Source organism: Streptomyces chlorus (genome assembly GCF_042655885.1).
Lineage (GTDB): Bacteria > Actinomycetota > Actinomycetes > Streptomycetales > Streptomycetaceae > Streptomyces > Streptomyces chlorus.
In genome coordinates, this window is record NZ_JBHSOA010000018.1 from 17,982 (window position 1) to 42,882 (window position 24,901).

21 protein-coding genes and 2 riboswitches are annotated in these 24,901 nt (G+C 70.9%); of the genes, 15 read left to right on the plus strand and 6 right to left on the minus strand.

The genetic code is table 11. The features are described 5' to 3' along the window. The first annotated feature begins 33 nt into the window (after positions 1-33). Together ACFPZI_RS09905 and ACFPZI_RS09910 are read left to right on the plus strand one after the other, a co-directional pair. Entirely contained in the window at positions 34-1,284 is a 1,251-nt protein-coding gene (locus ACFPZI_RS09905; protein ID WP_381361459.1) for a sensor histidine kinase, read from the plus strand. Then, a complete protein-coding gene (locus tag ACFPZI_RS09910; RefSeq protein WP_381361019.1) occupies positions 1,277-1,942 on the plus strand; it encodes a response regulator in 666 nt (221 codons plus the stop codon). Before ACFPZI_RS09905 ends, ACFPZI_RS09910 begins: the two co-directional genes overlap by 8 nt. A gap of 30 nt (positions 1,943-1,972) precedes the next feature. Here the strand turns inward: ACFPZI_RS09910 and glgX are convergent, their stop codons facing one another. Then, positions 1,973-4,261: a glycogen debranching protein GlgX gene (gene glgX, locus ACFPZI_RS09915; protein ID WP_381361022.1), complete on the minus strand. Its 2,289-nt coding sequence runs from the start codon at positions 4,259-4,261 to the stop codon at positions 1,973-1,975. 368 nt (positions 4,262-4,629) lie between these two features. On the opposite strand from glgX, the gene ACFPZI_RS09920 reads away from it, so the two are divergent. From ACFPZI_RS09920 to ACFPZI_RS09935, 4 genes are all read left to right on the plus strand, one after another. Beyond that, a complete protein-coding gene (locus ACFPZI_RS09920; protein WP_381361025.1) occupies positions 4,630-5,865 on the plus strand; it encodes a L,D-transpeptidase in 1,236 nt (411 codons plus the stop codon). Positions 5,866-6,066: 201 nt separating this feature from the next. After that, positions 6,067-7,308 (plus strand): L,D-transpeptidase, encoded by a 1,242-nt coding sequence (locus tag ACFPZI_RS09925; RefSeq protein ID WP_381361028.1) that lies wholly within the window; start codon positions 6,067-6,069, stop codon positions 7,306-7,308. Between the two features lie 212 nt (positions 7,309-7,520). Beyond that, a complete protein-coding gene (locus tag ACFPZI_RS09930) occupies positions 7,521-8,288 on the plus strand; it encodes an enoyl-CoA hydratase/isomerase family protein (RefSeq protein ID WP_381361031.1) in 768 nt (255 codons plus the stop codon). A gap of 272 nt (positions 8,289-8,560) precedes the next feature. Then, positions 8,561-9,064: an ATP-binding protein gene (locus ACFPZI_RS09935; RefSeq protein ID WP_381361034.1), complete on the plus strand. Its 504-nt coding sequence runs from the start codon at positions 8,561-8,563 to the stop codon at positions 9,062-9,064. 244 nt (positions 9,065-9,308) lie between these two features. Here the strand turns inward: ACFPZI_RS09935 and ACFPZI_RS09940 are convergent, their stop codons facing one another. From ACFPZI_RS09940 to gcvT, 5 genes are all read right to left on the minus strand, one after another. After that, positions 9,309-9,716: a cold-shock protein gene (locus tag ACFPZI_RS09940; protein ID WP_381361037.1), complete on the minus strand. Its 408-nt coding sequence runs from the start codon at positions 9,714-9,716 to the stop codon at positions 9,309-9,311. A gap of 121 nt (positions 9,717-9,837) precedes the next feature. Further along, positions 9,838-11,205, minus strand: coding sequence for an L-serine ammonia-lyase (locus tag ACFPZI_RS09945; RefSeq protein WP_381361039.1), 1,368 nt, complete (start codon positions 11,203-11,205; stop codon positions 9,838-9,840). A 175-nt stretch (positions 11,206-11,380) separates the two neighbouring features. After that, entirely contained in the window at positions 11,381-12,655 is a 1,275-nt protein-coding gene (gene glyA / locus ACFPZI_RS09950; RefSeq protein WP_381361042.1) for a serine hydroxymethyltransferase, read from the minus strand. A gap of 15 nt (positions 12,656-12,670) precedes the next feature. Then, positions 12,671-13,048 (minus strand): glycine cleavage system protein GcvH, encoded by a 378-nt coding sequence (gcvH, locus tag ACFPZI_RS09955; RefSeq protein WP_381361045.1) that lies wholly within the window; start codon positions 13,046-13,048, stop codon positions 12,671-12,673. Between the two features lie 381 nt (positions 13,049-13,429). Next, positions 13,430-14,569 carry a glycine cleavage system aminomethyltransferase GcvT gene (gene gcvT, locus ACFPZI_RS09960; RefSeq protein ID WP_381361047.1) on the minus strand — a complete coding sequence of 380 codons (1,140 nt, stop codon included), beginning with the start codon at positions 14,567-14,569 and terminating at the stop codon, positions 13,430-13,432. A gap of 35 nt (positions 14,570-14,604) precedes the next feature. After that, positions 14,605-14,727, minus strand: a riboswitch (glycine riboswitch). After that, positions 14,728-14,827, minus strand: a riboswitch (glycine riboswitch). 234 nt (positions 14,828-15,061) lie between these two features. Between gcvT and ACFPZI_RS09965 the strand changes: the two genes are divergently transcribed. The 9 genes from ACFPZI_RS09965 to ACFPZI_RS10005 all read left to right on the plus strand — a co-directional run bounded on the left by ACFPZI_RS09965 (position 15,062) and on the right by ACFPZI_RS10005 (position 24,852). Then, positions 15,062-15,730: an AAA family ATPase gene (locus tag ACFPZI_RS09965; RefSeq protein ID WP_381361049.1), complete on the plus strand. Its 669-nt coding sequence runs from the start codon at positions 15,062-15,064 to the stop codon at positions 15,728-15,730. Between the two features lie 115 nt (positions 15,731-15,845). Then, positions 15,846-16,652 (plus strand): enhanced serine sensitivity protein SseB, encoded by an 807-nt coding sequence (locus ACFPZI_RS09970; RefSeq protein WP_381361052.1) that lies wholly within the window; start codon positions 15,846-15,848, stop codon positions 16,650-16,652. A 118-nt stretch (positions 16,653-16,770) separates the two neighbouring features. Next, complete coding sequence (locus tag ACFPZI_RS09975; RefSeq protein ID WP_381361055.1) at positions 16,771-17,559, plus strand: enhanced serine sensitivity protein SseB C-terminal domain-containing protein; 789 nt, start codon at positions 16,771-16,773, stop codon at positions 17,557-17,559. A 429-nt stretch (positions 17,560-17,988) separates the two neighbouring features. Next, positions 17,989-19,659: an ABC transporter substrate-binding protein gene (locus tag ACFPZI_RS09980; RefSeq protein ID WP_381361058.1), complete on the plus strand. Its 1,671-nt coding sequence runs from the start codon at positions 17,989-17,991 to the stop codon at positions 19,657-19,659. A gap of 105 nt (positions 19,660-19,764) precedes the next feature. Beyond that, on the plus strand, positions 19,765-20,769 hold the full coding sequence (locus tag ACFPZI_RS09985; protein WP_381361059.1) for an ABC transporter permease: 1,005 nt from the start codon (positions 19,765-19,767) through the stop codon (positions 20,767-20,769). Between the two features lies 1 nt (position 20,770). Further along, on the plus strand, positions 20,771-21,730 hold the full coding sequence (locus ACFPZI_RS09990) for an ABC transporter permease (RefSeq protein WP_381361061.1): 960 nt from the start codon (positions 20,771-20,773) through the stop codon (positions 21,728-21,730). A gap of 6 nt (positions 21,731-21,736) precedes the next feature. Beyond that, positions 21,737-22,738 (plus strand): ABC transporter ATP-binding protein, encoded by a 1,002-nt coding sequence (locus ACFPZI_RS09995; protein ID WP_381361064.1) that lies wholly within the window; start codon positions 21,737-21,739, stop codon positions 22,736-22,738. Beyond that, complete coding sequence (locus ACFPZI_RS10000) at positions 22,735-24,054, plus strand: ABC transporter ATP-binding protein (protein WP_381361067.1); 1,320 nt, start codon at positions 22,735-22,737, stop codon at positions 24,052-24,054. The genes ACFPZI_RS09995 and ACFPZI_RS10000 overlap by 4 nt, the downstream gene beginning before the upstream one ends. Before the next feature lie 138 nt (positions 24,055-24,192). Next, positions 24,193-24,852, plus strand: a complete 660-nt coding sequence (locus ACFPZI_RS10005; RefSeq protein WP_381361462.1) for a trimeric intracellular cation channel family protein — start codon at positions 24,193-24,195, stop codon at positions 24,850-24,852. Positions 24,853-24,901 lie beyond the last annotated feature (49 nt).

Below are 24,901 nucleotides of genomic sequence, written 5' to 3' on the forward strand. Positions count from 1 at the left end.
GACACGACGACCGACGGCATGACGGCGAGCCGCATGACGACCGACGGCGTGGTCGACCGGCGGTGGGCGATGTTCCACCGCTGGGGACCGTACCTCCTGCTCGCCGCCAGTACCGTCCTCTCGCTGTCGGCCGCCGACGCGATCGGCATGACGGACGGCGAGCGCCGGCTGAGCGGCGTGCTGGCCGTCGTGGCCGTCGTCCTCCAACTGGCCTGGGGCAGGGCGGAACACCGACGCCCCGGACCGACCACCGAGAGCGCCTGCTACTACACCGCCCGCTGGGCCGTCGGGTTCGCGCTCACCTGGATGAACCCCCTGTTCGCCTTCTACGCGGTCATCGGCTACTTCGGCGTCGGGCGCCAGCTCCCCAGGCGCCTGGTCAAGCCCGGCCTGATCGCCACCGCGGTGACACTGGCGGGCTCCCAGTCGGGCGGGCTGCCGCCGAGCGGCGGCCTGGGCTGGGCGCTCTTCGGCGCGATCCTCCTGGTCAACGCCCTGCTGGTGGCCCTCTTCGCCCACTTCGGGGAGCTGGAGGAGGAGCGCGCCCGGACGCAGGACGAGACCATCGCCGAACTGGAGCGCACCAACACCGCGTTGCAGCAGGCCCTCGACGAGAACGCCGCCCTGCACACCCAACTCCTCGTCCAGGCACGGGAGGCGGGCGTCGCCGACGAACGCCGGCGACTGGCCGCCGAGATCCACGACACCCTCGCCCAGGGCCTCACCGGCATCATCGCCCAGCTCCAGGTGGTGGCGGGCACGACGGACCCCGACCTGGTCCGCGTCCACGCGGGCCGGGCCACCGACCTGGCCCGCGAGAGCCTCGGCGAGGCCCGCCGCTCCGTGCACAACCTCGCCCCGGTCGCCCTCGACGGGGACGGGCTGCCGCAGGCCCTGGAGAAGACGGTCGCCGAATGGGGCGAACGCACCGGTGCCCGCGCGGACTTCACGGTGACCGGCACCGCCGAACCCCTGCACGAGGAGGTCGCGGCCACGCTGCTGCGGATCGCCCAGGAGGCCCTGTCCAACGCCTCCCGGCATGCCGCGGCCACCCGGGTCGGCGTCACGCTCTCCTACATCGGCGACGAGGTCACCCTCGACATCCGCGACGACGGCCGCGGCTTCGACCCGCGCGTGCGCCCCGCCCGCACCGGCAGCGGCGGCTTCGGCCTCGACGGCATGCGCGCCCGCGCCGAACGCATCGCGGGCTCCCTCACCGTGGAGTCCGAACCCGGACACGGGACGGCCGTGTCGGCTCGCGTACCGTTGGTGCGCCATGACTGACGCAGACACCCCGACCGTCTCGGTCCTGATCGTCGACGACCATCCCGTCGTACGGGACGGCCTGCGCGGCATGTTCGAGTCCACGCCCGGCTTCCGCGTCCTCGGCGAGGCGGCGGACGGCGTCGGGGCGCTGGAGCGGGCCGCCGCCCTGGACCCGGACGTCGTCCTCATGGACCTGCGCATGCCGGGCGGTTCGGGCGTGGACGCCATCCGGGAGCTGACCCGCCGGGGCGCGCGGGCCAAGGTGCTCGTCCTCACCACCTACGACACCGACTCCGACACCCTGCCCGCGATCGAGGCGGGCGCGACCGGTTATCTGCTGAAGGACGCGCCGCGCGAGGAGCTGTTCACGGCCGTACGGGCGGCCGCCGAGGGCCGTACGGTCCTCTCCCCGGCGGTGGCCTCCCGCCTGGTCTCCGCGGTCCGCGCCCCCGCCGAACCGCTGTCCGCACCCCTGTCCGCGCGGGAGCGCGAGGTCCTCGCCCTGGTCGCCCGGGGCACCTCCAACCGCGAGATCGCCCGCGAACTCTTCATCAGCGAGGCGACCGTGAAGACCCACCTCACCCACCTGTACGCCAAACTCGGCGTCAAGGACCGGGCCGCGGCCGTGGCGGTCGCCTACGAACGCGGCATCCTCGGCCGGCCGGGCGCGGGCTGAGCGACGGGCCGGTGCCCGGCCGGTTCCGCGTCAGCCGACAGCCCGCAGCAGCAGCACCGTTCGTCCCAGAACCGTGATCGTCGTGTCCGCCGGGTGGGTCGTGGCCGGCGGACCCGCCTGGTCCTCCCGGCCGGTGTCGACGACCACCTCGTAGCGCCGGGCCCAGGGCAGGCCCGGAAGGAGGACGTCCGCCGGTTCGTCACCGGCGTGGAGGATCGCGAGGAAGCTGTCGTCGAGGACACGTTCCCCGCGCTCGTCCCGGTCAGGGATGTCCCGGCCGGAGAGGTACATGCCGAGGGTGGCGGTGGGCGCGTACCAGTCCTCCTCGGTCATCTCGGTGCCCCGCGCGGTGAACCAGGCCAGGTCGCGCAGCCCGTCGCCGCCGTGGGCGCGCCCGGAGTAGAAGGTCCGGCGGCGCAGCACCGGATGGCGGCGGCGCAGGGCGATCAGCCGGGACGTGAGGTCGAACAGGGCCTGCCAGCCCGGTTCCGCGAGCAGCTCCCAGTCCACCCAGCCGGTCTCGTTGTCCTGGCAGTAGGCGTTGTTGTTGCCGCGCTGGGTGCGCCCCATCTCGTCACCGGCGACCAGCATCGGCACGCCCGTGGACAGCAACAGCGTGGCCAGCAGGTTGCGCAGCTGCCGCCGCCGCAGGGCCAGGACGTCCGCGTCGTCGCTCTCCCCCTCGGCGCCGCAGTTCCAGGAGCGGTTGTCGTCCGTGCCGTCCCGGTTGCCCTCGCCGTTGGCCTCGTTGTGCTTGCGCTCGTACGACACGAGGTCGCGCAGGGTGAACCCGTCGTGCGCGGTGACGAAGTTGACCGAGGCGTACGGGCGCCGTCCGCCCCAGTCGTAGAGGTCGCTCGAACCGGAGAGCCGGTAGCCGATCTCCCGCAGGTCCGCCGCTCCGGGCCGCCAGAAGTCCCGTACGGCGTCGCGGTAGCGGTCGTTCCACTCCGACCACAGCGGCGGGAACGCCCCCGCCCGGTAGCCGCCGGGGCCCACGTCCCACGGCTCGGCGATCAGTTTCACCCCGCGCAGCACCGGGTCCTGGGCGATCACCGAGAGAAACGGGGCGCGCATGTCGACGTCGTCCCCGTCCGCGGTACGGGCCAGCGCCGCTGCCAGGTCGAAGCGGAAGCCGTCGACGCCCATCTCGGTCACCCAGTAGCGCAGCGAGTCCGTGATCAGGCGCAGCGTCTGCGGCTGGACGACGTCCAGGGTGTTGCCGCAGCCGGTGTGGTCGGCGTACCGGCGGGCGTCGGCCCGGAGCCGGTAGTGGCCGCGGTTGTCGATGCCCTTCAGGGACAGGGTGGGGCCCAGTTCGTTCGCCTCGGCGGTGTGGTTGTACACCACGTCGAGGACGACCTCGATGCCCGCCGCGTGCAGCGCGCGCACCATCCGCTTGAACTCGCCGACCTGCTGCCCGCCCGTCCCCAAGGCCGCGTAGCCCGCGTGCGGGGCGAACCAGCCGACGGAGTTGTAGCCCCAGTGGTTGCGCAGTCCCCGCCGCAGCAGATGGTCCTCGTGCGCGAACTGGTGCACCGGCAGCAGTTCCACGGCCGTCACCCCGAGCCGCACCAGATGCTCGATCGCGGCAGGATGAGCCAGCCCCGCGTACGTGCCGCGCAGTTCCCCGGGGATGCCGGGGTGCCGCTGCGTGAAGCCCTTGACGTGCAGTTCGTACAGGACCGTGTCCGCCCATGGCGTCCCGGGCCGGCGGTCGTCGGCCCGGTCGTCGTCATCGTGGACGACGACGCCTTTCGGTACGTACGGGGCGGAGTCCCGGTCGTCGCGCACGGTGTCCGCGACATGCTGCTCCGGCCAGTCCCGGACATGCCCGTACACCTGGGGCGGCAGGCCGGACGTGCCGTAGTCGCCGTCCACCGCGCGGGCGTACGGGTCGAGCAGCAGCTTCGCCGGGTTCCAGCGGGCGCCGGTCCACGGATCCCAGCGGCCGTGCACCCGGTAGCCGTAGCGCGTGCCGGGCAGGACGCCCGGTACGAAGCCGTGCCAGACCCCGTCCGTCAGCTCGGTGAGCCGGGCGCGGCTCTCCCCGCCGCGCTCGTCGAACAGGCACAGTTCGACGCCCTCGGCGCCCCCCGCCCACAGGGCGAAGCCGGTCCCCGCCGCCCCGTCCGGGCCGGTGCGGACGTGGGCTCCCAGTGGGGCCGGCGGGCCGGGCCGCACCGGCACCGTCGGCTGCAAGGGCGTAGCCGCCCGCACGCCGTTCACGGCGACGGCCGGGCGCCCGTCGCCGGCGACCCGGTCCCCGGCCACCGACTCCCGCCCGGCCACCGCCTCCTGCTCGGCTGCGCTGGACACCTGTCAGCCTCCCGCGGCTCATCATGGGACGACGGCGGGCAGGGGAGTGCGGCCGCCCGGTTCCCCGGGCGTTGCTCGGCTCCGGCCGCGGCTCCCCGGCGCGTCGTCCTCCCCACAGTTCTGCCCAAAGCATGCCGCGCACTCACGTTTCCCCGGGTGCACCCTGGCGTTCCCCGGGGGCGCACCCTCGCGTTGCCCCCGGGCGGGGGCGCACACGCGTGTCCCTCCGGGGGCACATACGCGTATCCCTCCGGGGCGCACACGCGTGTCCCTCCGGGGCGCAGGGGACATGGCCGGGCGGAGATGACTTGTTCCCCGAGGGGACGCATGGTCGTTTCCCCACGGCGCGCACCGTCGTTGGGCAGCGCGTGAGCCACGTACAAGGGCGCGCACGGCGCGCGAGGGCCGCACTGGCCGCCGTAATGACATGGGCAGGATTGCTGACCGGGGCCGTCGGCTGTACCTCGGACGGCCCCGTCGCAGGAGCGTTCGGCCCCCCGGGGCCCGAGGAGGTGATCCGGGTCGTGCCCGCCGACGCCAGCAAGGAGGTGCGCCCCGACCGGGTGCTGCGGGTGCGGACGTCCGAGGGCCGGCTGGAGTCGGTGAAGGTCGTCCGGTCCCAGGACGCGCGGGAGACCCCGGTCCCCGGCCGGATCTCCGCCGACGGGCAGACCTGGAAGCCCGACGACGAACGGCTCGCGCTGGCCGCGAAGTACACGGTCGACGCCGTCGCCCTGGACGACGACGGGCGCCGCTCGGCCCGCCGCACCACCTTCACGACATACGTCCCCGAGCAGCGCTTCATCGGCTACGTCGCCCCGGAGGACCGTTCCGTCGTCGGCACAGGGATGATCGTCTCCCTGGCGTTCAACCGCGAGATCGTCCACCGCGCGGCGGTCGAACGCGCCGTCCGCGTCACCTCCCGCCCGGCCGTCGACATCCGCCCGCACTGGTTCGGCAAGGAACGCCTCGACTTCCGGCCCGAGGAGTACTGGAAGCCCGGCACCGAGGTCACCGTCGAACTGAACCTGCGGGACGTCGAGGGCGCGCCCGGCGTCTACGGACTCCAGCACCGCACGTTCTCCTTCACCGTCGGCCGCGGCCAGGTCTCGGTGGTCGACGCGTCCCGGCACACCATGGAGGTACGACGGGACGGTGAGGTGCTCGCCACGGTGCCGGTCACGGCCGGGGCGCCGAAGACCCCCACGTACAACGGGAAGATGGTGATCACCGAGATGCTCGAGGTCACCCGGATGGACGGCGCGACCGTCGGCTTCACCGACGACGACGGCAAGGGCGAGTACGACATCCCCGACGTCCCGCACGCCATCCGCCTGACCGACTCCGGCACCTTCCTGCACGGCAACTACTGGGCCGAGGAGGAGGTCTTCGGCGACACCAACGTCAGCCACGGGTGCGTGGGCCTGCGCGACGTGAAGGGCGGTGGCGCGGACACCCCGGCGGGCTGGTTCTTCGACCGCAGTCTCGTCGGCGACGTCGTCGAGGTGGTCAACAGCAAGGACCGGACGGTCTCCCCGGACAACGGCCTAGGCGGCTGGAACATGTCCTGGGAGAAGTGGACGAAGGGCGGCGCCGTGAAGTGAACCCGGACGCCCCGGAGCGCCCTCACGCGCGGATGGCCGAAAGGGCGTCCTGGTTGTGCCCCGTGGGCCGTTGGAGTTTGGAACGGAACGGTGACACACCGGCCGCGTCCAACCCTCCTGGCCTGTGACTACTATGCGCCGAGGCGCGCGAGGGGCGTGCGGGGCGCGGGCCGGGCCAGGCCCGCCGAGGGGAGAAAACAAGTGAACGTGGGGCCGATATCGGGGGCGTCGGTTGACGCGCGCAGGCGCGGCGGCAGGAAGCTCGCCGCGCTGGCACTCGGGGTGATGCTGGCGGTCACGGCGTGCGGCGGCGGGGGGACCGGCTCGGGCTCCGGCTCGGGCGACGGCAAGGCCAAGGACTCCACCGCGGCACAGAGCAAGCAGTCCGAGGCGGTCATCGGCATAGCGCCCAAGGACGGTGCCGAGTCCGTGAAGACCAGCGGCACGCTCAAGGTCGACGCGGCCAAGGGCAAGCTGACCGAGGTCCTCGTCAAGGACCCGGACGGCGAGAGGATCGACGGGGAGATATCCGGCGACGGCGCCCACTGGACGCCGTCGACCCACCTGGCCGCCTCCACCAAGTACACCGTGCACGCGGTCGCCAAGGACTCCGCCGGCCGCACCGCCGCCGAGGACTCCAGCTTCACCACGCTGACCCCGAAGAACACCTTCGTCGGCACCTTCACCCCGGAGGACGGCTCCAAGGTCGGCGTCGGAATGCCGTTCTCGCTCCACTTCACCCGGGGCATCACCCACCCCGAGGACGTCGAGAAGGCCATCCGCATCACGACCGAGCCGGCCGTCGAGGTCGAGGGGCACTGGTTCGGCAACGACCGCCTCGACTTCCGCCCCGAGAAGTACTGGAAGGCCGGCACCAAGGTCACCGTCGACCTCAACCTCGACGGCGTCGAGGGCCGTCCCGGCGTCTACGGCGAGCAGGCCAAGACCGTCTCCTTCACCGTCGGCCGCAGCCAGGTCTCCGTCGTCGACGCCAAGAAGCACACCATGAAGGTCGAGCGGGACGGCAAGGTCATCAAGACGATCCCGATCACCGCCGGCGCCCCCGGCACCGAGACGTGGAACGGCCGGATGGTCATCAGCGAGCGGCTCGCGGTCACCCGGATGAACGGCGAGACGGTCGGGTTCGGCGGCGAGTACGACATCAAGGACGTCCCGCACGCCATGCGCCTGAGCACGTCGGGCACCTTCATCCACGGCAACTACTGGGGCGGCGGCGCCTTCGGCAACTACAACGCCAGCCACGGCTGCATCGGCCTGCGCGACACCCGCGGCGGCTGGGACAAGAAGGCGCCGGGCGCCTGGTTCTTCGAGAACTCCATGATCGGCGACGTGGTCGTCGTGAAGAACTCCAACGACGCCACCATCGCCCCGGACAACGGCCTCAACGGCTGGAACATGTCCTGGGAGAAGTGGAAGGCGTAACCACACGACCCGCGGGGGACGTTCCCTCCGTGCGACGTGCGACGTGCGACGTGCGACGTGCGGCGTGCGACGGCCCCGGTGTGAGGTACGGCACCGGGGCCGTCGGCGTTGGCCACCGTGCTGTGTCTGTCCGGGGGCGACCCCCGGGTCCCCGGCCGGGTGTGATGGACCGCACCGGCCCGCTTGCCGTTAGTCACCGTTAACCTGCTGCCATGACCGTACATCTCGAAGTCGCCGAGGGCGTCGGCACGCTGCGCCTGGACCGCCCGCCCATGAACGCGCTGGACGTCGCCACGCAGGACCGGCTGAAGGAACTCGCCGAGGAGATCACGCGCCGCGAGGACGTGCGCGCCGTGGTGATCTTCGGCGGTGAGAAGGTGTTCGCGGCGGGCGCGGACATCAAGGAGATGCAGGCCATGGACCACACCGCGATGGTCCTGCGCGCCCGCGCCCTGCAGGACTCCTTCACGGCGGTGGCCCGCATCCCCAAACCGGTGGTGGCGGCGGTGACCGGTTACGCGCTCGGCGGCGGCTGCGAGCTCGCGCTCTGCGCGGACTTCCGCATCGCCGGGGAGAACGCCAAGCTGGGCCAGCCCGAGATCCTGCTCGGCCTCATCCCGGGGGCCGGCGGCACCCAGCGCCTGGCCCGTCTCATCGGCCCGTCCAGGGCGAAGGACCTCATCTTCACGGGCCGTCAGGTGAAGGCCGACGAGGCGCTGGCGCTGGGTCTGGTGGACCGTGTGGTACCCGCCGCCGAGGTCTACGAGCAGGCGCACGCGTGGGCCGCGAAGCTCGCCAAGGGGCCCGCGATCGCTCTGCGCGCGGCCAAGGAGGCGGTCGACACCGGTCTGGAGACCGACATCGACACCGGCCTCGCCGTCGAGCGCAACTGGTTCGCGGGCCTGTTCGCCACCGAGGACCGCGAGCGGGGGATGCGCAGCTTCGTGGAGGAAGGCCCCGGCAAGGCGAGATTCCTGTGAACCTTCCTGCGGGGGGTTGCAATTGACACGGTGTCTGATTCGGGTCCCTCGATGGGGCGGTTTATGGGAGCCTTGAAGCACCCTTAAGCCTGCCTGTCGAGGGAGCCTGTCGATTGCCGCACAGTGAACCGTTCTCGCAGGTCGCATGGGTCACCGGCACCCCCGAAGCGTCAGGGGCATATGCCAGTGGACTGCCTTGTGGCGAGGGCGTACGGGGGGCGCGTTCCGACGGAACGGCCCCGGACGTCCCGCCGGACGTCCATGATGGGGGCATGGCGGGGCTGGAGGGCAGGGAACAGCCGCGGGGAGACGGACGTGCGACCGCGTCGCGCTGGTCGCCGACGGTCGAGGACGAACACGCGCAGAAGGCGCTGGAGTTGTTCGGCGATCCGTCACAGGCCGAGGTCCCGCTGCCGTCCCGTCCGGAGTCCGCGGCCACCGCCCGCCGGCTCACTCAGGTCGTGATCCTGCGCCACTGGGGCCTCGGGGCGGCGATCACCGAGGACGCCGTCCTCCTCGTTTCCGAGCTCGTCGGCAACGCGGTGCGCCACACCGGGGCCCGCGTCTTCGGCCTCCGGCTGCGTCGCCGCCCCCGCTGGATCCGCGTAGAGGTCCGCGACCCGTCCCGCAGCCTGCCCTGCCTCATGCCGGTCCAGGAACTGGACATCAGCGGCCGTGGCCTCTTCCTCGTCGACACCCTCGCCGACCGCTGGGGCGTCGACCTCCTGCCCCGGGGCAAGACGACCTGGTTCGACATGCGCGTCACCGACCGCTGAGCCGGGGCACGGGCCGGCCGGCGGGCCCTCTCGAGCAGTGCAACGCCCTGGCCGCCGAGTACGAAGGCGCCGGGCCGACGGGCGCCGGGCACGGCATCCGCGATGTCCAGCGCCACCGCCTGGAGGCGTACGCCGCCCGAGAGGCGGGCCCGGCACGGCCCGGCGGGACGACGTCACCGGCCCGGCCGCACCGGGGCCCGGATCACCGTGTCGGGATCACCGTGTCGGGATCACCGTGCCCGGATCACCCGTCGCACCAGCCGTGGGTCTTGCTGAACTGCAACAGCCCGCGGCGCGCCTGGAGGATCTGTTCGCCGGTGAGTGTAGGCGCGGCGGACAGCAGGACCTCCGTGACCTCCTGGAGGTACTCCTCGGCGGTGAGCACGTCGCACAGCGAGTCGTCGCCGTCCGGATGCCTGCCCGCCCCGGCGGAGGACACCGGGCCGGCCCCCTGGGCCAGCCGCACGCCCGAGGCCTTGAGCCCCCGGTCGCCCTCTTCGATCTCGAACTCCACGGTGACCCCGGGACGCAGCTGATGCTCCGGAATCCGCACGTCGTTGACGTGGAGGAAGACGTCCTCCCCGCCGTGCTCCGGAGCGATGAACCCGTAACCCCGTACGGCGTCGAACCGCACCACACGACCAGCAACCATGGTTTCCAACCCCCAACAGAACACCGGACCCCGGGCCCGGACCCCATGTCCGGAACGGAACCCGACCAGCCAGGCCAACATACGCCGTCCGTCGTGCCCCGTCGCCTCGGCACTCGATCCCTCAGCACTCGATGATGTTCACCGCCAGTCCGCCCCGCGCGGTCTCCTTGTACTTGACGGACATGTCGGCGCCGGTCTCCTTCATGGTCTTGATGACCTTGTCCAGGGACACCTTGTGCGAGCCGTCGCCGCGCATCGCCATCCGCGCGGCGGTGACCGCCTTCACCGCGGCCATGCCGTTGCGCTCGATGCACGGGATCTGGACCAGGCCGCCGACCGGATCGCAGGTCAGGCCGAGGTTGTGCTCCATGCCGATCTCGGCGGCGTTCTCGACCTGTTCCGGTGAGCCGCCCATCACCTCGGCGAGGGCACCCGCCGCCATCGAGCAGGCGGAGCCGACCTCGCCCTGGCAGCCGACCTCGGCGCCGGAGATGGAGGCGTTCTCCTTGAACAGCATGCCGATCGCACCGGCCGCCAGCAGGAAACGGACCACACCGTCCTCGTCGGCACCGGGGACGAAGTTCATGTAGTAGTGCAGGACGGCGGGGATGATGCCGGCCGCGCCGTTGGTCGGGGCGGTGACGACCCGGCCGCCCCCGGCGTTCTCCTCGTTCACGGCCATCGCGTAGAGCGTGATCCACTCCATGGAGAGGGCCTTCGCATCGCCCTCCGCGCGCAGCTTGCGTGCCGTGTTCGCGGAACGCCGGCGCACCTTCAGGCCGCCCGGCAGGATGCCCTCGCGGGACATGCCGCGCGCCACGCACGCCTGCATCACCCGCCAGATCTCCAGCAGGCCCTCGCGGATCTCCTCCTCGGTCCGCCAGGCGCGCTCGTTCTCCAGCATCAGCGCGGAGATGGACAGGCCCGTCTCCCGGGTCAGGCGCAGCAGTTCGTCGCCCGTGCGGAACGGATACTTCAGGACCGTGTCGTTGAGCTTGATGCGGTCCGCGCCCACCGCCTCCTCGTCGACGACGAAGCCGCCGCCCACCGAGTAGTACGTCTTCGTCAGCACCTCGGCGCCGGACGCGTCGTACGCCCACAGGGTCATGCCGTTCGCGTGGTACGCAAGCGCCTTGCGGCGGTGCAGCACCAGGTCGTCGTCGAAGGAGAACGCGATCTCGTGCGTGTCGAGCAGCCTCAGCCGGCCCGAGTCCTTGATCTTCTCCACCCGTTCGTCGGCCGTCTCCACGTCCACCGTGCGGGGCGAGGTGCCCTCCAGGCCGAGCAGTACCGCCTTGGGCGTGCCGTGCCCGTGGCCGGTGGCGCCGAGCGACCCGTACAGCTCCGCGCGGACCGAGGCGACCGAGTCCAGCAGCTCCTCGGTGCGCAGCCGCCGGGCGAACATGCGGGCGGCCCGCATCGGGCCGACCGTGTGCGAGCTGGACGGCCCGATGCCGATCGAGAACAGGTCGAAGACCGAGAGGGCCACGGGAGGACTCCTAGGGGTTCGGCGGACGCCGCTGTCCGCCGGGGGGTGGTTCGCGGTGATACGGATGCGGGGAACGGAAGGGTGTTCACAGGGGAGTGCACGACGCGGGGCATCGCGCTCACTGACCCAGTGTGCGCGATGCCCCGGACGGCCGTACGAATCAAAGCGTACGGAATTACTTCAGACCGGGGTACAGCGGATGCTTCTCCGCGAGGGCCGTCACCCGTGCCCGGAGCGCCTCGGCGTCGGCGGCCCCGAAGGGGGAGGGCGCCTTCAGCGCCTCGGCGATCACGTCCGCCACCTCGGCGAAGTCCTCGGTGTCGAAGCCGCGGGTGGCCAGGGCGGGCGTGCCGATCCGCAGACCCGAGGTGACCATCGGGGGCCGTGGGTCGTTCGGGACCGCGTTGCGGTTGACGGTGATGCCGACCTCGTGGAGCCGGTCCTCGGCCTGCTGCCCGTCCAGCTCGGACGCGCGCAGGTCGACCAGGACCAGGTGTACGTCCGTGCCGCCGGAGAGCACGTCCACGCCCACTGTCGTGACGTCGTCCTCCATCAGGCGCTCGGCCAGGATGCGGGCGCCCTCCAGGGTGCGGCGCTGGCGGTCCTTGAACTCCTCGGACGCGGCGACCTTGAAGGCGACCGCCTTGGCCGCGACCACATGCTCCAGCGGGCCGCCCTGCTGGCCGGGGAAGACCGCGGAGTTGATCTTCTTGGCCAGCTCGGTCGTGGAGAGGATCACGCCACCGCGCGGGCCGCCGAGGGTCTTGTGCGTGGTCGTGGTGACGACGTGGGCGTGCGGAACCGGGTTCGGGTGCAGGCCCGCCGCGACCAGACCGGCGAAGTGCGCCATGTCGACCATCAGGTACGCGCCGACCTCGTCCGCGATCCGGCGGAACTCGGCGAAGTCCAGCTGCCGCGGGTACGCCGACCAGCCGGCGACGATCAGCTTCGGCCTGCTCTCCTTGGCCAGCCGCTCGACCTCGGCCATGTCGACCCGGCCGTCGTCGCCGACGTGGTAGGCGACGACGTCGTAGAGCTTGCCCGAGAAGTTGATCTTCATGCCGTGGGTCAGGTGCCCGCCGTGCGCGAGGTTCAGGCCCATGATCGTGTCACCGGGCTTGAGCAGCGCGAACATCGCGGCGGCGTTGGCCTGCGCGCCCGAGTGCGGCTGCACATTGGCGTGCTCGGCGCCGAACAGCTCCTTGACCCGGTCGATGGCGATCTGCTCGATCACGTCGACGTGCTCGCAGCCGCCGTAGTAGCGGCGGCCGGGGTAGCCCTCGGCGTATTTGTTGGTAAGGACCGTGCCCTGGGCCTCCATGACCGCGACCGGGGCGAAGTTCTCCGAGGCGATCATCTCGAGGGTGGACTGCTGGCGGTGGAGTTCGGCGTCGATCGCCGCGGCGACGTCCGGGTCGAGCTCGTGCAGCGGGGTGTTCAGATGCGACATGGGACTACGGCCTCCTCAGCCCTGGATGAAGGCGTCGTACTCGGCGGCGGAGAGCAGGTCGGCCGGCTCCTCGCCGACCCGTACCTTGAACAGCCAGCCGCCCTCGAAGGGGGCCGAGTTCACCAGCGAGGGGTCGTTCACCACGTCCTCGTTGATCTCGGTGACCTCGCCGGTGACCGGGCAGTACAGGTCGCTGACCGACTTGGTCGACTCCAGTTCGCCGCAGGTCTCGCCCGCGGTCACGGTGTCACCGACCTCGGGGAGCTGGACGAACACGACATCGCCGAGTGCGTTGGCCGCGTGCTCGGTGATGCCGATGGTCGACACACCGTCCTCGGCGGCCGACAGCCACTCGTGCTCCTTGCTGTAACGCAGCTGCTGGGGGTTGCTCATGACCTGGATTCTCCTGTACACGGTGGACTTGCTGATGACTCGGAAACTACGGGAAGTACGGGACGTACGCGTGAGCGGGCACGACCTGCCCGGCTCACCCGTGCGAGGACCTGCGGGGATCTGCGAGCCCCTACGGCGACGTACGAGGACCTACGCGCCGACCTACGACGACCTACGACGACGTGGGAGGGCCCGGAAGGCCGTGATGCTGTTGGTCGATTCGGCCCGGCGTTCCGGGCCTCGCGAGCCCGTACCGACGGCACTGGTACTCCGGCTGCGAACCGTGACACATTCCCGGAAAGTGTCACGGTCGGCGGGCTCATGCCCCGGGCCCGCCGGATGCGCCCACAGCATCAGCCGTCCCGGGGCCCTCTGCGACGGTTACTTCTGCCGCTTGTAGAACGGCAGCGCCACGACCTCGTACGGCTCGTGGCTGCCGCGGATGTCCACGCCCACGCCCGCCGTGCCCGGCACCGCGTACGCCCCGTCGACGTACGCCATCGCGATCGGCCGGCCCAGCGTCGGGGAGGGCGCACCGGAGGTGACCTCGCCGATCACCTCGCCCCCGGCGACCACCGCGTACCCGGCGCGCGGGACCCGGCGGCCCTCGGCGACCAGGCCGACCAGGGCGCGGGGCGGGGTCCGCTCGGCGCGGGCGGCGGCCTCGGCCAGGGCGGCGCGGCCCACGAAGTCGCCCTCCTTCTCGAACTTCACCACCCGGCCGAACCCGGCGTCGAACGGCGTCATGGAGGTGCTCAGTTCATTGCCGTACAGCGGCATGCCGGCCTCCAGACGCAGCGTGTCCCGGCAGGACAGCCCGCACGGGACCAACCCGACGCCCTCGCCCGCCTTGGTCAGCGCCTGCCACAGCTCCACCGCGTGCTCCGGCTTCACGAACAGCTCGAAGCCGTCCTCGCCGGTGTAGCCGGTACGGGCGATGAGGGCGGGGAGGCCCGCGACCGTGCCGGGCTGCCCGGTGTAGTACTTCATGCCCTCGACGTCGGTGTCGGCGTCGGTCAGGGACTGCAGGATGCCGGCGGACTCGGGGCCCTGCACCGCGAGCAGCGCGTACGCGTCGCGGTCGTCACGGACCTCGGCGTCGAAACCGGCCGACCGCTCCACGAGCGCGTCCAGCACCACCTGGGCGTTGGAGGCGTTCGCGACGACCAGGTAGCGAGGGGACCCGGCCTCGGTGTCGTCGAGCCGGTAGACGATCAGGTCGTCCAGGATGCCGCCGTCCTCGCGGCAGATCATGGTGTAGCGGGCACGGCCGGGCTTGACGGTCCCGATGGTGCCGACCAGCGCGTGATCGAGGAACCGGGACGCCTGCGGGCCGGTGACGGTGATCTCGCCCATGTGGGAGAGATCGAAGAGACCGGCCCTCGTCCGCACGGCGTTGTGCTCGTCGCGTTCGGAGCCGTAGCGCAGGGGCATGTCCCAGCCGGCGAAATCGGTCATCGTGGCACCGAGTGAACGATGCAGGGCGTCGAGCGCGGTCCGGCGGAGTTCGGTACTGCTCATCGGTCGGTCTCCCAGGGCAGGACAGGCGAGGTCTTTCCTCCCCATCTGTCATCGGAACCTGAGAGGTTCGCCATGACCGCCCGCGCAGGGGACGACCACGGCTTGCACCTTGGGTGGAGCCACCGGCGACTCGCGCGGGGCCCGCTTTTCAGATGTGCCTCGCCCACGCGGTAACGGTGCCTGAGAGATTCAAGGGAGGGACTTGCTCCTTCGGCGCCCCGACGGCAACGGTGCCGGGGACTCTCCCGCGCGGATTCAAACGGCCGGTATGCAGTTGGCGCGCTCATCATTGCACGCATCGCGGGGCCGCGGCAGGGGGACCCTTCCGGGAGAAGCACAGGGTATTCGGGTGTTCACGGACGGCTGTGACAGGCCTGTATCGGGAAAGGGACGGAAACCAGAGACACCCGGCGTTACCGTCTCTTTACACTCGGCGGGGAGGTGTTCGGTGCCTGGGCACAGGGCCGGACAGCCCCCAGGGGAGGACTCACGGTGAACAAGGCCAGGGCGTACGCCACCACCACGGGCGTCACGCTGTCCGAGCAGCAGGCCCCCTCGGCCCGGGAGGCATGCGGCACCCTGCCCGCGCCTGTCGTCCGCGACCTGCGCGAGCGCGCCGGCCGCAGCCCGCACGCCCTGATCTTCGGCCCCCGCGACCTCGTCGTGGTCACCGGACTGCCCGGCAGCGGCAAGTCCACCCTCATGCGGCGCGCGGCGCGCGGCACCCTGATCGACTCGCAGGACACCCGCGACCGGTGGGACCGCGGCATGCCGCGCCTCCTGCCGTACGCGGTGTACCGGCCCCTGGTCCGCCTCGCCCACTACGCCGGACTGCGGCGCGCCCTGCGCACCGGCGAGGGAGTCGTCGTCCACGACTGCGGCACGCAGGCCTGGGTGCGCCGCTGGCTGGCCCGCGAGGCCCGCCGCCGGGGCGCGGACCTGCATCTGCTGCTGCTCGACGTCCCTCCGGAGCAGGCCCTGGACGGCCAGCGTGAGCGCGGCCGCGGGGTCTCCCGGTACGCCTTCCGGCGCCACCGCACCGCCATCGACCGGCTGCTGACGTCCGTGACGCGCGGTGACCTGCCCGCGGGCTGCGGCTCGGCCGTCCTGGCCGACCGCGACGCGGCGAACGCACTGCACCGCATCGACTTCACGGACTGACGGCCGCACAGGCGGCCGGCCGGTGTGCGGACAGGCGGCCGTAAGGGCCGACCGCCGGGCGCGGCAGCGGTTAGCCTTTCAGCCACAGCAGTGGTTCCAGGCAGGCGGTAGGCAGATGGACTTCCCGGCGGGCTTCTCCGCGGACTTCCCGGCACAGACTCACCCCCATCCGCACGGCGGATGGCCCGGCAACGAGCTGGAGGAGGTGCTCTCCGCCTCCCTCGGCGTCCCCTCGGCCGACGGCCGGATCATCGAGGTACTGGGCCGGAGTTATGTGTGGATACCGCTGCCGGGCGGCGGCGGACCGGACAGCGGCCCGCTGGACCTGCCCACGATGGAGATCGAAGGCCAGGCGTACGTCCCGGTCTTCAGTTCCGAGGAACAGTTCCGCCAGGTCGTCGGCTCCCACATGTCGTTCACCGTCGCGCCCGCGGTGGAGTTCGCACGCGGTCTGCCACCGCAGGCCGGGATCGCCGTGAACCCCGGGGGAGTGGTCGGCATCCCGCTGCCGCCGCCCGCCGTCGCCGCCCTGTGCCGCGCCGGACGCGGACCGCTGGACGGCCCCGCGAGCGGCGGCCGGGTCAAGCTGTTCGAACCCGACTGGCAGGACGACCCGGTGGACTTCCTCGCCGCCGCCTCCACGGAGTTCGAGGCCCTCGGTCTCGTCTCCACCGCCCGCCGCTGCCTCGCCGAGATCGAGACGGCCGGACCGGTGCTGTTCGTCGGCGTCGAACTGTCCCCCGCCGAACTGACCCGTGCGGAGGGCGATCTGCGGGCCGCGCCGATGGACGCGCTGGGCCGCGCGCTGGGCCGCGAGCCGGTGAAGTGGCCCGTCAACCTGGTCCTCCTGGACGTGACCCAGGACCCGGTCGGCCAGTGGATGCGCGATCGTGTCCGCCCCTTCTACCAGTGGGAGCGGTGAGGAGTCCGCAGCGCAGCCGGAGGCCGGCCGCGGACCGGCGGAGCTCCCCGGGACCGAGAGGCGCTTAAGCTAGGTTCATTGGCTTGGGTGAGGGTGTTGTACGGAGGGGCGATACAAAGTGAGCGCAGGCACCGCGGCGGCCGGACAGGTCGAGCACATGCTGCGCCAGGTGACACCGGGGCGTTACGACGCCTACGAGGCGTTGCTGCGCGCGCTCGCGACCCCCTCCTCCGGTCACGTCTGGATGCTGCTGTGGCAGGGCCAGTCGGGCTCCCCGGACGCCCAGTACGGGAACATGGAGGTCGACGGCTTCGGCTACGCGCCCTGCGTGACCTCCGCCCAGGAGCTGTCCGCCAGTGGCTGGAACCGGTCCTACGAGGTCGTCGACGGCCTCGAGGCCGCCCGCGCCCTCTACCCCGACCGCTACGGACTCTGGCTCAATCCGCACGCCCCCGGCGGTGGCCTCGGCATCCCCTGGCTCGATCTGCGCAGGCTCGCCACCGGCCTCGACCGCCAGCCCGCCGGGCCCCTGCGGCTGTCCGAACCCGCCATCGAGATCCCGCAGTTCTACGCCCTGCTCGCGCAGAACGCGCACCGCACCCCCGCCGTCCGCTCGCTGCGTCGTGCCTGGGTACAGCCGTCGCTGGGCGCCCCGTATCTCGCCATCGGCCTGGACGTGTACGACACGTCGCCGCCGGCCGTGGACGCGGTGCGCGCGATGATGCGGCAGTCCCTCGGCGCGGTTCCGGACGGGCTTCCGGTGTCGACCGTCGCGATGTCCGACGAGCACGACCCGGTCGCGATGTGGCTGCGGGCCAACGCCCGCCCGTTCTACGACCGCGAGGCCCATGGCGTCGCCGCGCCCCCCGCCGCGGGCTCCGGCTATCCGCCCGCGCACCAGCGCTGACCGGGCCGTATGCGGGAGAGGCGGGTGCGGCCGGTGCCCGGCCGCACCCGCCTGCGCTGACTCAGCGTGACGGTGCCCACGGAGTGGACATGAGCGTCGGCGCGGGCCGCCCGTTCCGCCGCCGGGCACTGATTTCACGTCAGGTTTTCGACCATGTGCGCTCAGCTATGGCCGGTCGACCGCCTGTCACCTGCGGTTTCACCCGTTCTTCACGCCGCTCGGCGCTTCCCGCGCGGCCGTTGAGGGGGCGCCGAATGTATCGGGATGGTTAATTCCTGACGGCGGGACGCCTGATGCGTCCCTTATGTCAACTGTTCAGATCTCAGGTGGGTATCACCGCTATCCGGACTGTTCTCGACTCGCTGTGAACATCTGTAGTGTTCGGCCGGTCAAGATGCATCCACATAGCGGACCCGGAGTGGCCCCAATATGCGCATATCCAAGTCCCGAGCCGCTCGGGCGATCACGGCCGCGGTGGCGGTCGCTCTGATCGCCACGGGCTGCTCCAGCGACCGGGACAGTGACAACAAGAGCGACGGCAAGAAGGACACCTTCGTCTTCGCCGGCGCCGGTGACCCTGGCTCCCTGGACCCTGCCCTCGCGAGCGACGGTGAAACCTTCCGCGTGACGCGACAGGCGTTCGAGGCCCTTCTCGAGCACGAGTCGGGTGGCAGCGAGCTCGTCGGCGGCCTCGCCGAGAAGTGGTCGAGCAACGACGAGGGCACCGTCTGGACCTTCAACCTCCGCAAGGGTGTGGAGTTCCACGACGGCGAGGCGCTCAACGCCGCGGCCGTCTGCGCCAACTACGACCACTGGTTCAACTGGACGGGCACCTACCAGTCCAGCGCGGTCTCCTACTACTGGCAGACCATCATGGGCGGCTTCGCGAAGAACGAGGACAAGGAAACGGCCGAGGCGAACTACAAGTCCTGCACCGCGAAGGACGACAACACCGCCGTCATCGAGGTCAAGGAGCCCTCCGCCAACCTCCCCGGCGGCTTCTCCCTGAACGCCCTGGCGATCCACTCGCCGAAGGCGATCGAGGAGTACAAGAAGCAGGACGCCTCCGCCAAGGGCGACGCCATCACGTACCCCAAGTACAGCCAGGAGGCCGGCACGGTCGCCGGTACCGGCCCGTACAAGATCACGAAGTGGAACAAGGGCAACAAGGAAGTCTCCCTTGAGCGCTTCGACGGCTACTGGGGCGACAAGGCGAAGATCAAGAACCTGGTCTTCCGCACCATCGACACCGAAGAGGGCCGCCGCCAGGCGCTCCAGGCCGGTGACATCGACGGCTACGACCTCGTCGCGCCGGCCGACGTCAAGACCCTCGAGGACCAGGGTTACGGCGTCCCGACGCGTGGCGTCTTCAACCTCTTCTACGTGGGCATGAGCCAGGAGGCCAACCCCGCGCTCAAGAAGAAGGAAGTCCGCCAGGCCATCGCGCACTCGATCGACCGCGAGAACCTGGTCAAGACCCAGCTGCCCGAGGGCGGCAAGGTCGCCGACCAGTTCATGCCCGACACGATCGAGGGCTACTCCAAGGACGTCAAGCAGTACGCGTACGACACGGGCGAGGCCAAGAAGCTCCTCAAGAAGGCCGGCCAGGAGAAGCTGAAGGTCGACTTCTGCTACCCGACCGAGGTCACCCGCCCGTACATGCCTGCCCCGCAGGACCTGTTCGAGCTGATGAAGGACGACCTGGAGAAGTCCGGCATCACGGTCACGCCGAAGGCGATGAAGTGGGCCCCGGACTACCTGGACGCCACCGAGTCGGGCTCCTGCGACCTGCACATGCTCGGCTGGACCGGTGACTTCAACGACGGCTTCAACTTCATCGGCACCTGGTTCGCCGGGTACGACAAGCAGTGGGGCTTCAAGGACAAGAAGGTCTTCGACGCCGTGAACGCCGGCTCCAAGCTCGGCAAGCACGACGAGCGCATCGCCGCGTACAAGAAGGCCAACGAGGTCGTCATGGAGTACCTGCCGGGTGTCCCGGTCTCGTCCTCCCCGCCGGCCATCGCCTTCGGCAAGAACGTGAACCCGCCGAACGTCTCCCCGCTGACGCAGGAAGTCTTCTCCGAGGCCTCGTTCAAGTAAGCGAGCAGTAGTCACCCAAGCACATTGGGTCCGCCCGGCCGTCGCAACTCGTCGGCCGGGCGGGTCCATTCATGGAACACATCACGCAAGAAAGGGGCATGCGGGGTGCTGCGTCTCGTCGTACGAAGACTGCTCCAGCTCATACCCACGCTGCTCGGCCTGTCGGTACTGCTCTTTCTGTGGCTCGACCGGCTGCCCGGCGGACCCGCCTCAGCGATCCTGGGGGAAAAGGCCACCGAGGCCGAAGTAATCCGCATCAACCGGGCGCTCGGGCTGGACCAGCCCGTCTACGTCCAGTACTGGCGCTTCCTCAAGCGCATCGCCGAGCTCGACCTGGGCACCTCCACCCAGACGGGACAGCCGGTGTGGGACGAGTTCGTCCTGCGCTTCCCCGCCACGGTGGAGCTGGCCCTCCTCGCGATCCTCATCGCCGTGGCCGTCGGTATCCCGCTCGGCTACCTCGCCGCCCGCCACCGCGGCGGCTGGCTCGACGTCACCGCGGTCTCCGGATCGCTCATCGGCATCTGCATCCCGGTCTTCTTCCTGGCCCTGATCCTCAAGCAGATCTTCGCCGTCCAGCTCGGGATCTTCCCCAGTTACGGACGCCAGGAGACCGGCCTCGACGCCACGAGCGTGACCGGATTCGCCGTCCTGGACGGCGTCCTCACCGGGGAACTCGACGCCGCCTGGGACGCGATCATGCATCTGGTCCTGCCCTCCGTCGCCCTGGCCTCCATCCCGCTCGCCGTCATCGTGCGCATGACCCGCGCCAGCGTCCTCGAGGTGCAGGACGAGGACTACGTCCGCACCGCCGAGGCCAAGGGCCTCAAGCGGAGCGTCGTCCGCGGCCGGCACGTGCTGCGCAACGCGATGCTCCCCGTGGTGACCACGGTCGGCCTGCTCACGGGCTCCCTGCTGTCCGGCGCCGTCCTCACCGAGTCCGTGTTCTCCTTCGGCGGTATCGGTTCCTTCATCCGGACCGCGATCGACGGCCGCGACTACCCGGTGCTCGTCGGGTTCATCATGTTCATCGCGCTGGTGTATGTCCTGATCAACCTGCTGGTGGACGTGGCGTACAGCCTCATCGACCCGAGAGTGCGGGTGTACTGACGTGAGTGTCGCCACCAAGACCGAGAAGATCCAGCGGCTCGCGGAACTGACCGCGACCAAGGAGACCGGCACCGGCGCCAGCCTGTGGCGTGAGGCGTTCCGCCGTCTCAAGCGCAGCAAGATGGCGATCATCGGCGCGGTCGTCATCTTCCTGTTCGTCCTCCTCGCGATCGTCGGGCCCTACCTCGCGCCGCACGCCGCGACCGCCCAGACCTGGCGGGGTGAGGTCTTCCAAAACCGGGGCGAGTTCGTCGGCCCGCGCGGCGAGAACTGGTTCGGACTCGACCACCTCGGCCGGGACATGTTCTCCCGCATGCTGATCGGCGCCCGCCAGACGCTGCTCGTCGGCGTCGTCGCCACGCTCATCGGCCTGGTCATCGGCTTCCTGATCGGCGGCCTCTCCGGAGCCGCCGCCACCCTCGGCGGCGACACCGGAAAGCGCATCGACTCCGTCATCATGCGCTTCATCGACATGCTGCTGGCGATGCCCTCGCTGCTGCTGGCCGTGTCCATCGCCGCCGTCATGGGGCAGTCACTGACCACCGTGATGATCGCCGTGGGTGTCGTCCAGATTCCGGTGTTCGCCCGGCTGCTGCGCGGCTCCATGCTGGCGCAGGGCGGCACGGACTACGTGCTCGCGGCCAAGTCCCTGGGCGTGCGCAAGCGGCGCATCGTGGTCTCGCAGATCATCCCCAACTCGCTCAGCCCGGTGATCGTGCAGGCCACGCTCTCCCTGGCCACCGCGATCATCGAAGCGGCCGCCCTGTCCTACCTGGGCCTGGGCAACCCCGACCCGGCCACCCCCGAGTGGGGTGTCATGCTCACCCAGGCGCAGCGCTTCTTCGACAACGCGCCGTTGATGGCGGTCTACCCCGCCGTCGGCATCATCATCACCGCCCTCGGCTTCACCCTCCTCGGCGAGGCCATGCGGGAAGCCCTCGACCCGAAGCTGAGGGGCTGAACCACCATGTCTCTGCTCACTGTCGACGAACTGACCGTCACCTTCGGCGGCCGCGGCCGCAAGGAGTCCCGGGCGGTCGACGGCGTCTCCTTCGAGGTCGACCAGGGCCAGGTCGTGGGCCTGGTCGGCGAGTCCGGCTGCGGAAAGTCCGTCACCTCCCTGGCCCTGATGGGCCTGCTGCCCGACAAGGGCGTCACGGTCGGCGGCCGTGCCGAATTCGACGGCACCGACCTGTTCACCATGAACCCGTCCGCCCGCCGCGACCTGCGCGGCAGCAGGATGGCGATGATCTTCCAGGACCCGCTGTCCTCGCTCAACCCGGTCGTGCCGATCGGCGTGCAGGTCACCGAGATCCTGGAGCGCCACCGCGGGATGAAGGGGGCGGCCGCCCGCAAGGAGGCCGCCCACCTGCTGGACCGGGTCGGCATCCCCGACCCGACCCGGCGGCTCAAGGAGTACCCGCACCAGCTCTCCGGCGGTATGCGCCAGCGCGCGCTGATCGCCATGGCGGTGGCCTGCGCCCCGAGCCTGCTCATCGCCGACGAGCCCACCACGGCCCTCGACGTGACCATCCAGGCCCAGATCCTGGAACTGCTCAAGGAACTCGTGGACCAGGAGGGCACCGCCCTGCTGATGATCACCCACGACCTCGGTGTGGTCGCCGGCCTCTGCGACCAGGTCAACGTGCTCTACGCGGGCAAGGCCGTGGAGTCCGCCGGCCGCCGTGAGCTGTTCGCCCACCCCACCCACCCCTACACGCACGGACTGCTGGGCTCCATCCCGCGCCTGGACGCCCCCCGGGGCGAGTCCCTCAAGCCCATCCGCGGCTCCATCAACGACCGCGTCGCCTGGGCCGACGGCTGTGCCTTCGCGCCGCGCTGCGACCGGTACGAGATGGGCTGCCTGACCGGCACCCCGCAGCTCGCCGAGCCGCGTGCCGCCGGTCACCAGGTGCGGTGCGTCAACCCCGTACTCGACGACGCGAAGGCCGAGGAGGTCCCCGCATGAGCCTGCTCGAACTGGACGGCGTCAAGGTCCACTTCCCCATCAAGAAGGGCGTGCTGTTCGACCGTACGGTCGGCCACGTCTACGCCGTGGACGGGGTGTCCCTGAAGGTCGAGGCCGGCGAGACCTACGGTCTGGTCGGCGAGTCCGGCTGCGGCAAGACCACCCTCGGGCGGTCGGTGCTGCGCCTCGTGGACATCACCGAGGGGTCGGTCGTCCTCGACGGCACCGACCTGGCGAAGCTGCCGAGCGAGGAGATGCGCCGCTTCCGGCGCCGGCTCCAGATGGTCTTCCAGGACCCGCTGGGCTCGCTCAACCCCCGGCAGAACATCGAGTCGATCCTGTCCGAGGGCATGGTCGCCCACGGCATCGGCAAGAACCAGGAGGAGCGCCGCGAGAAGATCAAGGCGATCCTGGAGCGGGTCGGCCTGCCCTCCAACGCCCTCGCCCGCTACCCGCACGAGTTCTCCGGCGGCCAGCGCCAGCGCATCGGCATCGCCCGCGCGCTGGTCCTCGAACCGGACGTGATCATCTGCGACGAGCCGGTCTCCGCGCTCGACGTGTCGATCCAGGCCCAGGTCGTCAACCTGCTGGAGGAACTCCAGGAGGAACTCGGCCTGACCTACCTGGTCATCGCCCACGACCTCGCGGTCGTCCGGCACATCTCCGACGTGATCGGCGTGATGTACCTGGGCTCGCTGGTCGAGGAGGCGCCGAGCGACACGCTGTACGCCGAGCCCAAGCACCCGTACACCAAGGCCCTGATGTCGGCGGTGCCGGTGCCGGACCCGGAGGTGGAGGACAAGCGCGAGCGCATCCTGCTCACCGGCGACCTGCCCTCCCCGGCGAACCCGCCCAGCGGCTGCCGCTTCCACACCCGCTGCCCGTGGGCGCAGGCCGAGAAGTGCGCGACCGAGCGGCCGGAACTGCGGGACGTCGGCGGCGGCCACCGGGTGGCCTGCCACTACACCGCCGAGATCGCGGCCGGGACTCTGAAGCGGACCCACGGAGAGGTGGTGTCGGCGACCCGCGAAGGCGTCGAGGACGCCCCGGCGTCCGTGGGATCCAGTGACGTGACGGTGCCGGAGCAGTCCGGGGCACCGGTGGAGGAGACCCCGGCGGAGAAGTCCGGGGCCGCGGTGGAGAAGGCGGAGCCGGAGGCCGCGGAGGAGAAGGCTGAAGCGGAGACCGGGCCGGAGAAGCCGGAGACCGTGACGGAGCCGGAGGCCGCGGACGACACGGCTCAGCCGGAGACCAGGACCGAGGCGGAGCCGGAAGCCGAGGCCGAGAAGAAGGCCGCGGCGAAGAAGGCCCTCTAACCGTTCCGGCGAGCGTCCGTCGACGCTCTGGGCGGCCTGGGACAGTACCTAGGCCGGTTGGTCCCCGGACAGCAAGTTCACACCACCCCTCGCCTTGTTTTGTAAGGCGAGGGGTTCTTGCTGAGTAAGAATATGCGGGTGCTCCAGCAACTCTTCAGCCCGTCCCTCCTGCACGCGCTCGACCTGGTCGGCATCTTCGTCTTCGCGATCTCGGGTGCCCTGCTGGCCGTCCGCAAGAACCTCGATGTCTTCGGCATCGCCGTCCTCGCGGAGGCGACGGCCCTCGGTGGCGGGCTCTTCCGCGACGTGGTCATCGGCGCGGTGCCGCCCGCCGCCTTCACGGACCTGGGGTACTTCGTCACCCCGTTGCTCGCCGTGGCGCTGGTCTTCTTCCTCCACCCGCACGTGGAGCGCATCCAGAACGCCGTCAACTTCTTCGACGCCGCCGGGCTCGGCCTGTTCTGCGTCGTCGGTACCACCAAGGCGTACGACTACGGGCTCGGCCTGACGGCCTCAGCCTGCCTCGGCCTCGTCACCGCGGTGGGCGGCGGCGTGCTGCGGGACGTGCTCGCCAACGAGGTGCCCTCGCTGCTGCGCTGGGACCGCGATCTCTACGCGGTACCGGCGATGGTCGGCGCCACCATGGTCGCCCTGTGCCTCCGCTTCGACGTGCTGAACGCGCTCACCAGCGCCCTCGCCGTGGTCACGGCGTTCGTGCTGCGGCTGCTGGCGCTGCGGTACCACTGGCGGGCGCCCCGTGCGTGGCAGCGGCGCTCGACGGCCCGCGAGGAGGATTAGCGGAGGAGCGGAGGAGCGGAGGAGCGGAGGAGCGGAGGAGGCGGTTCGG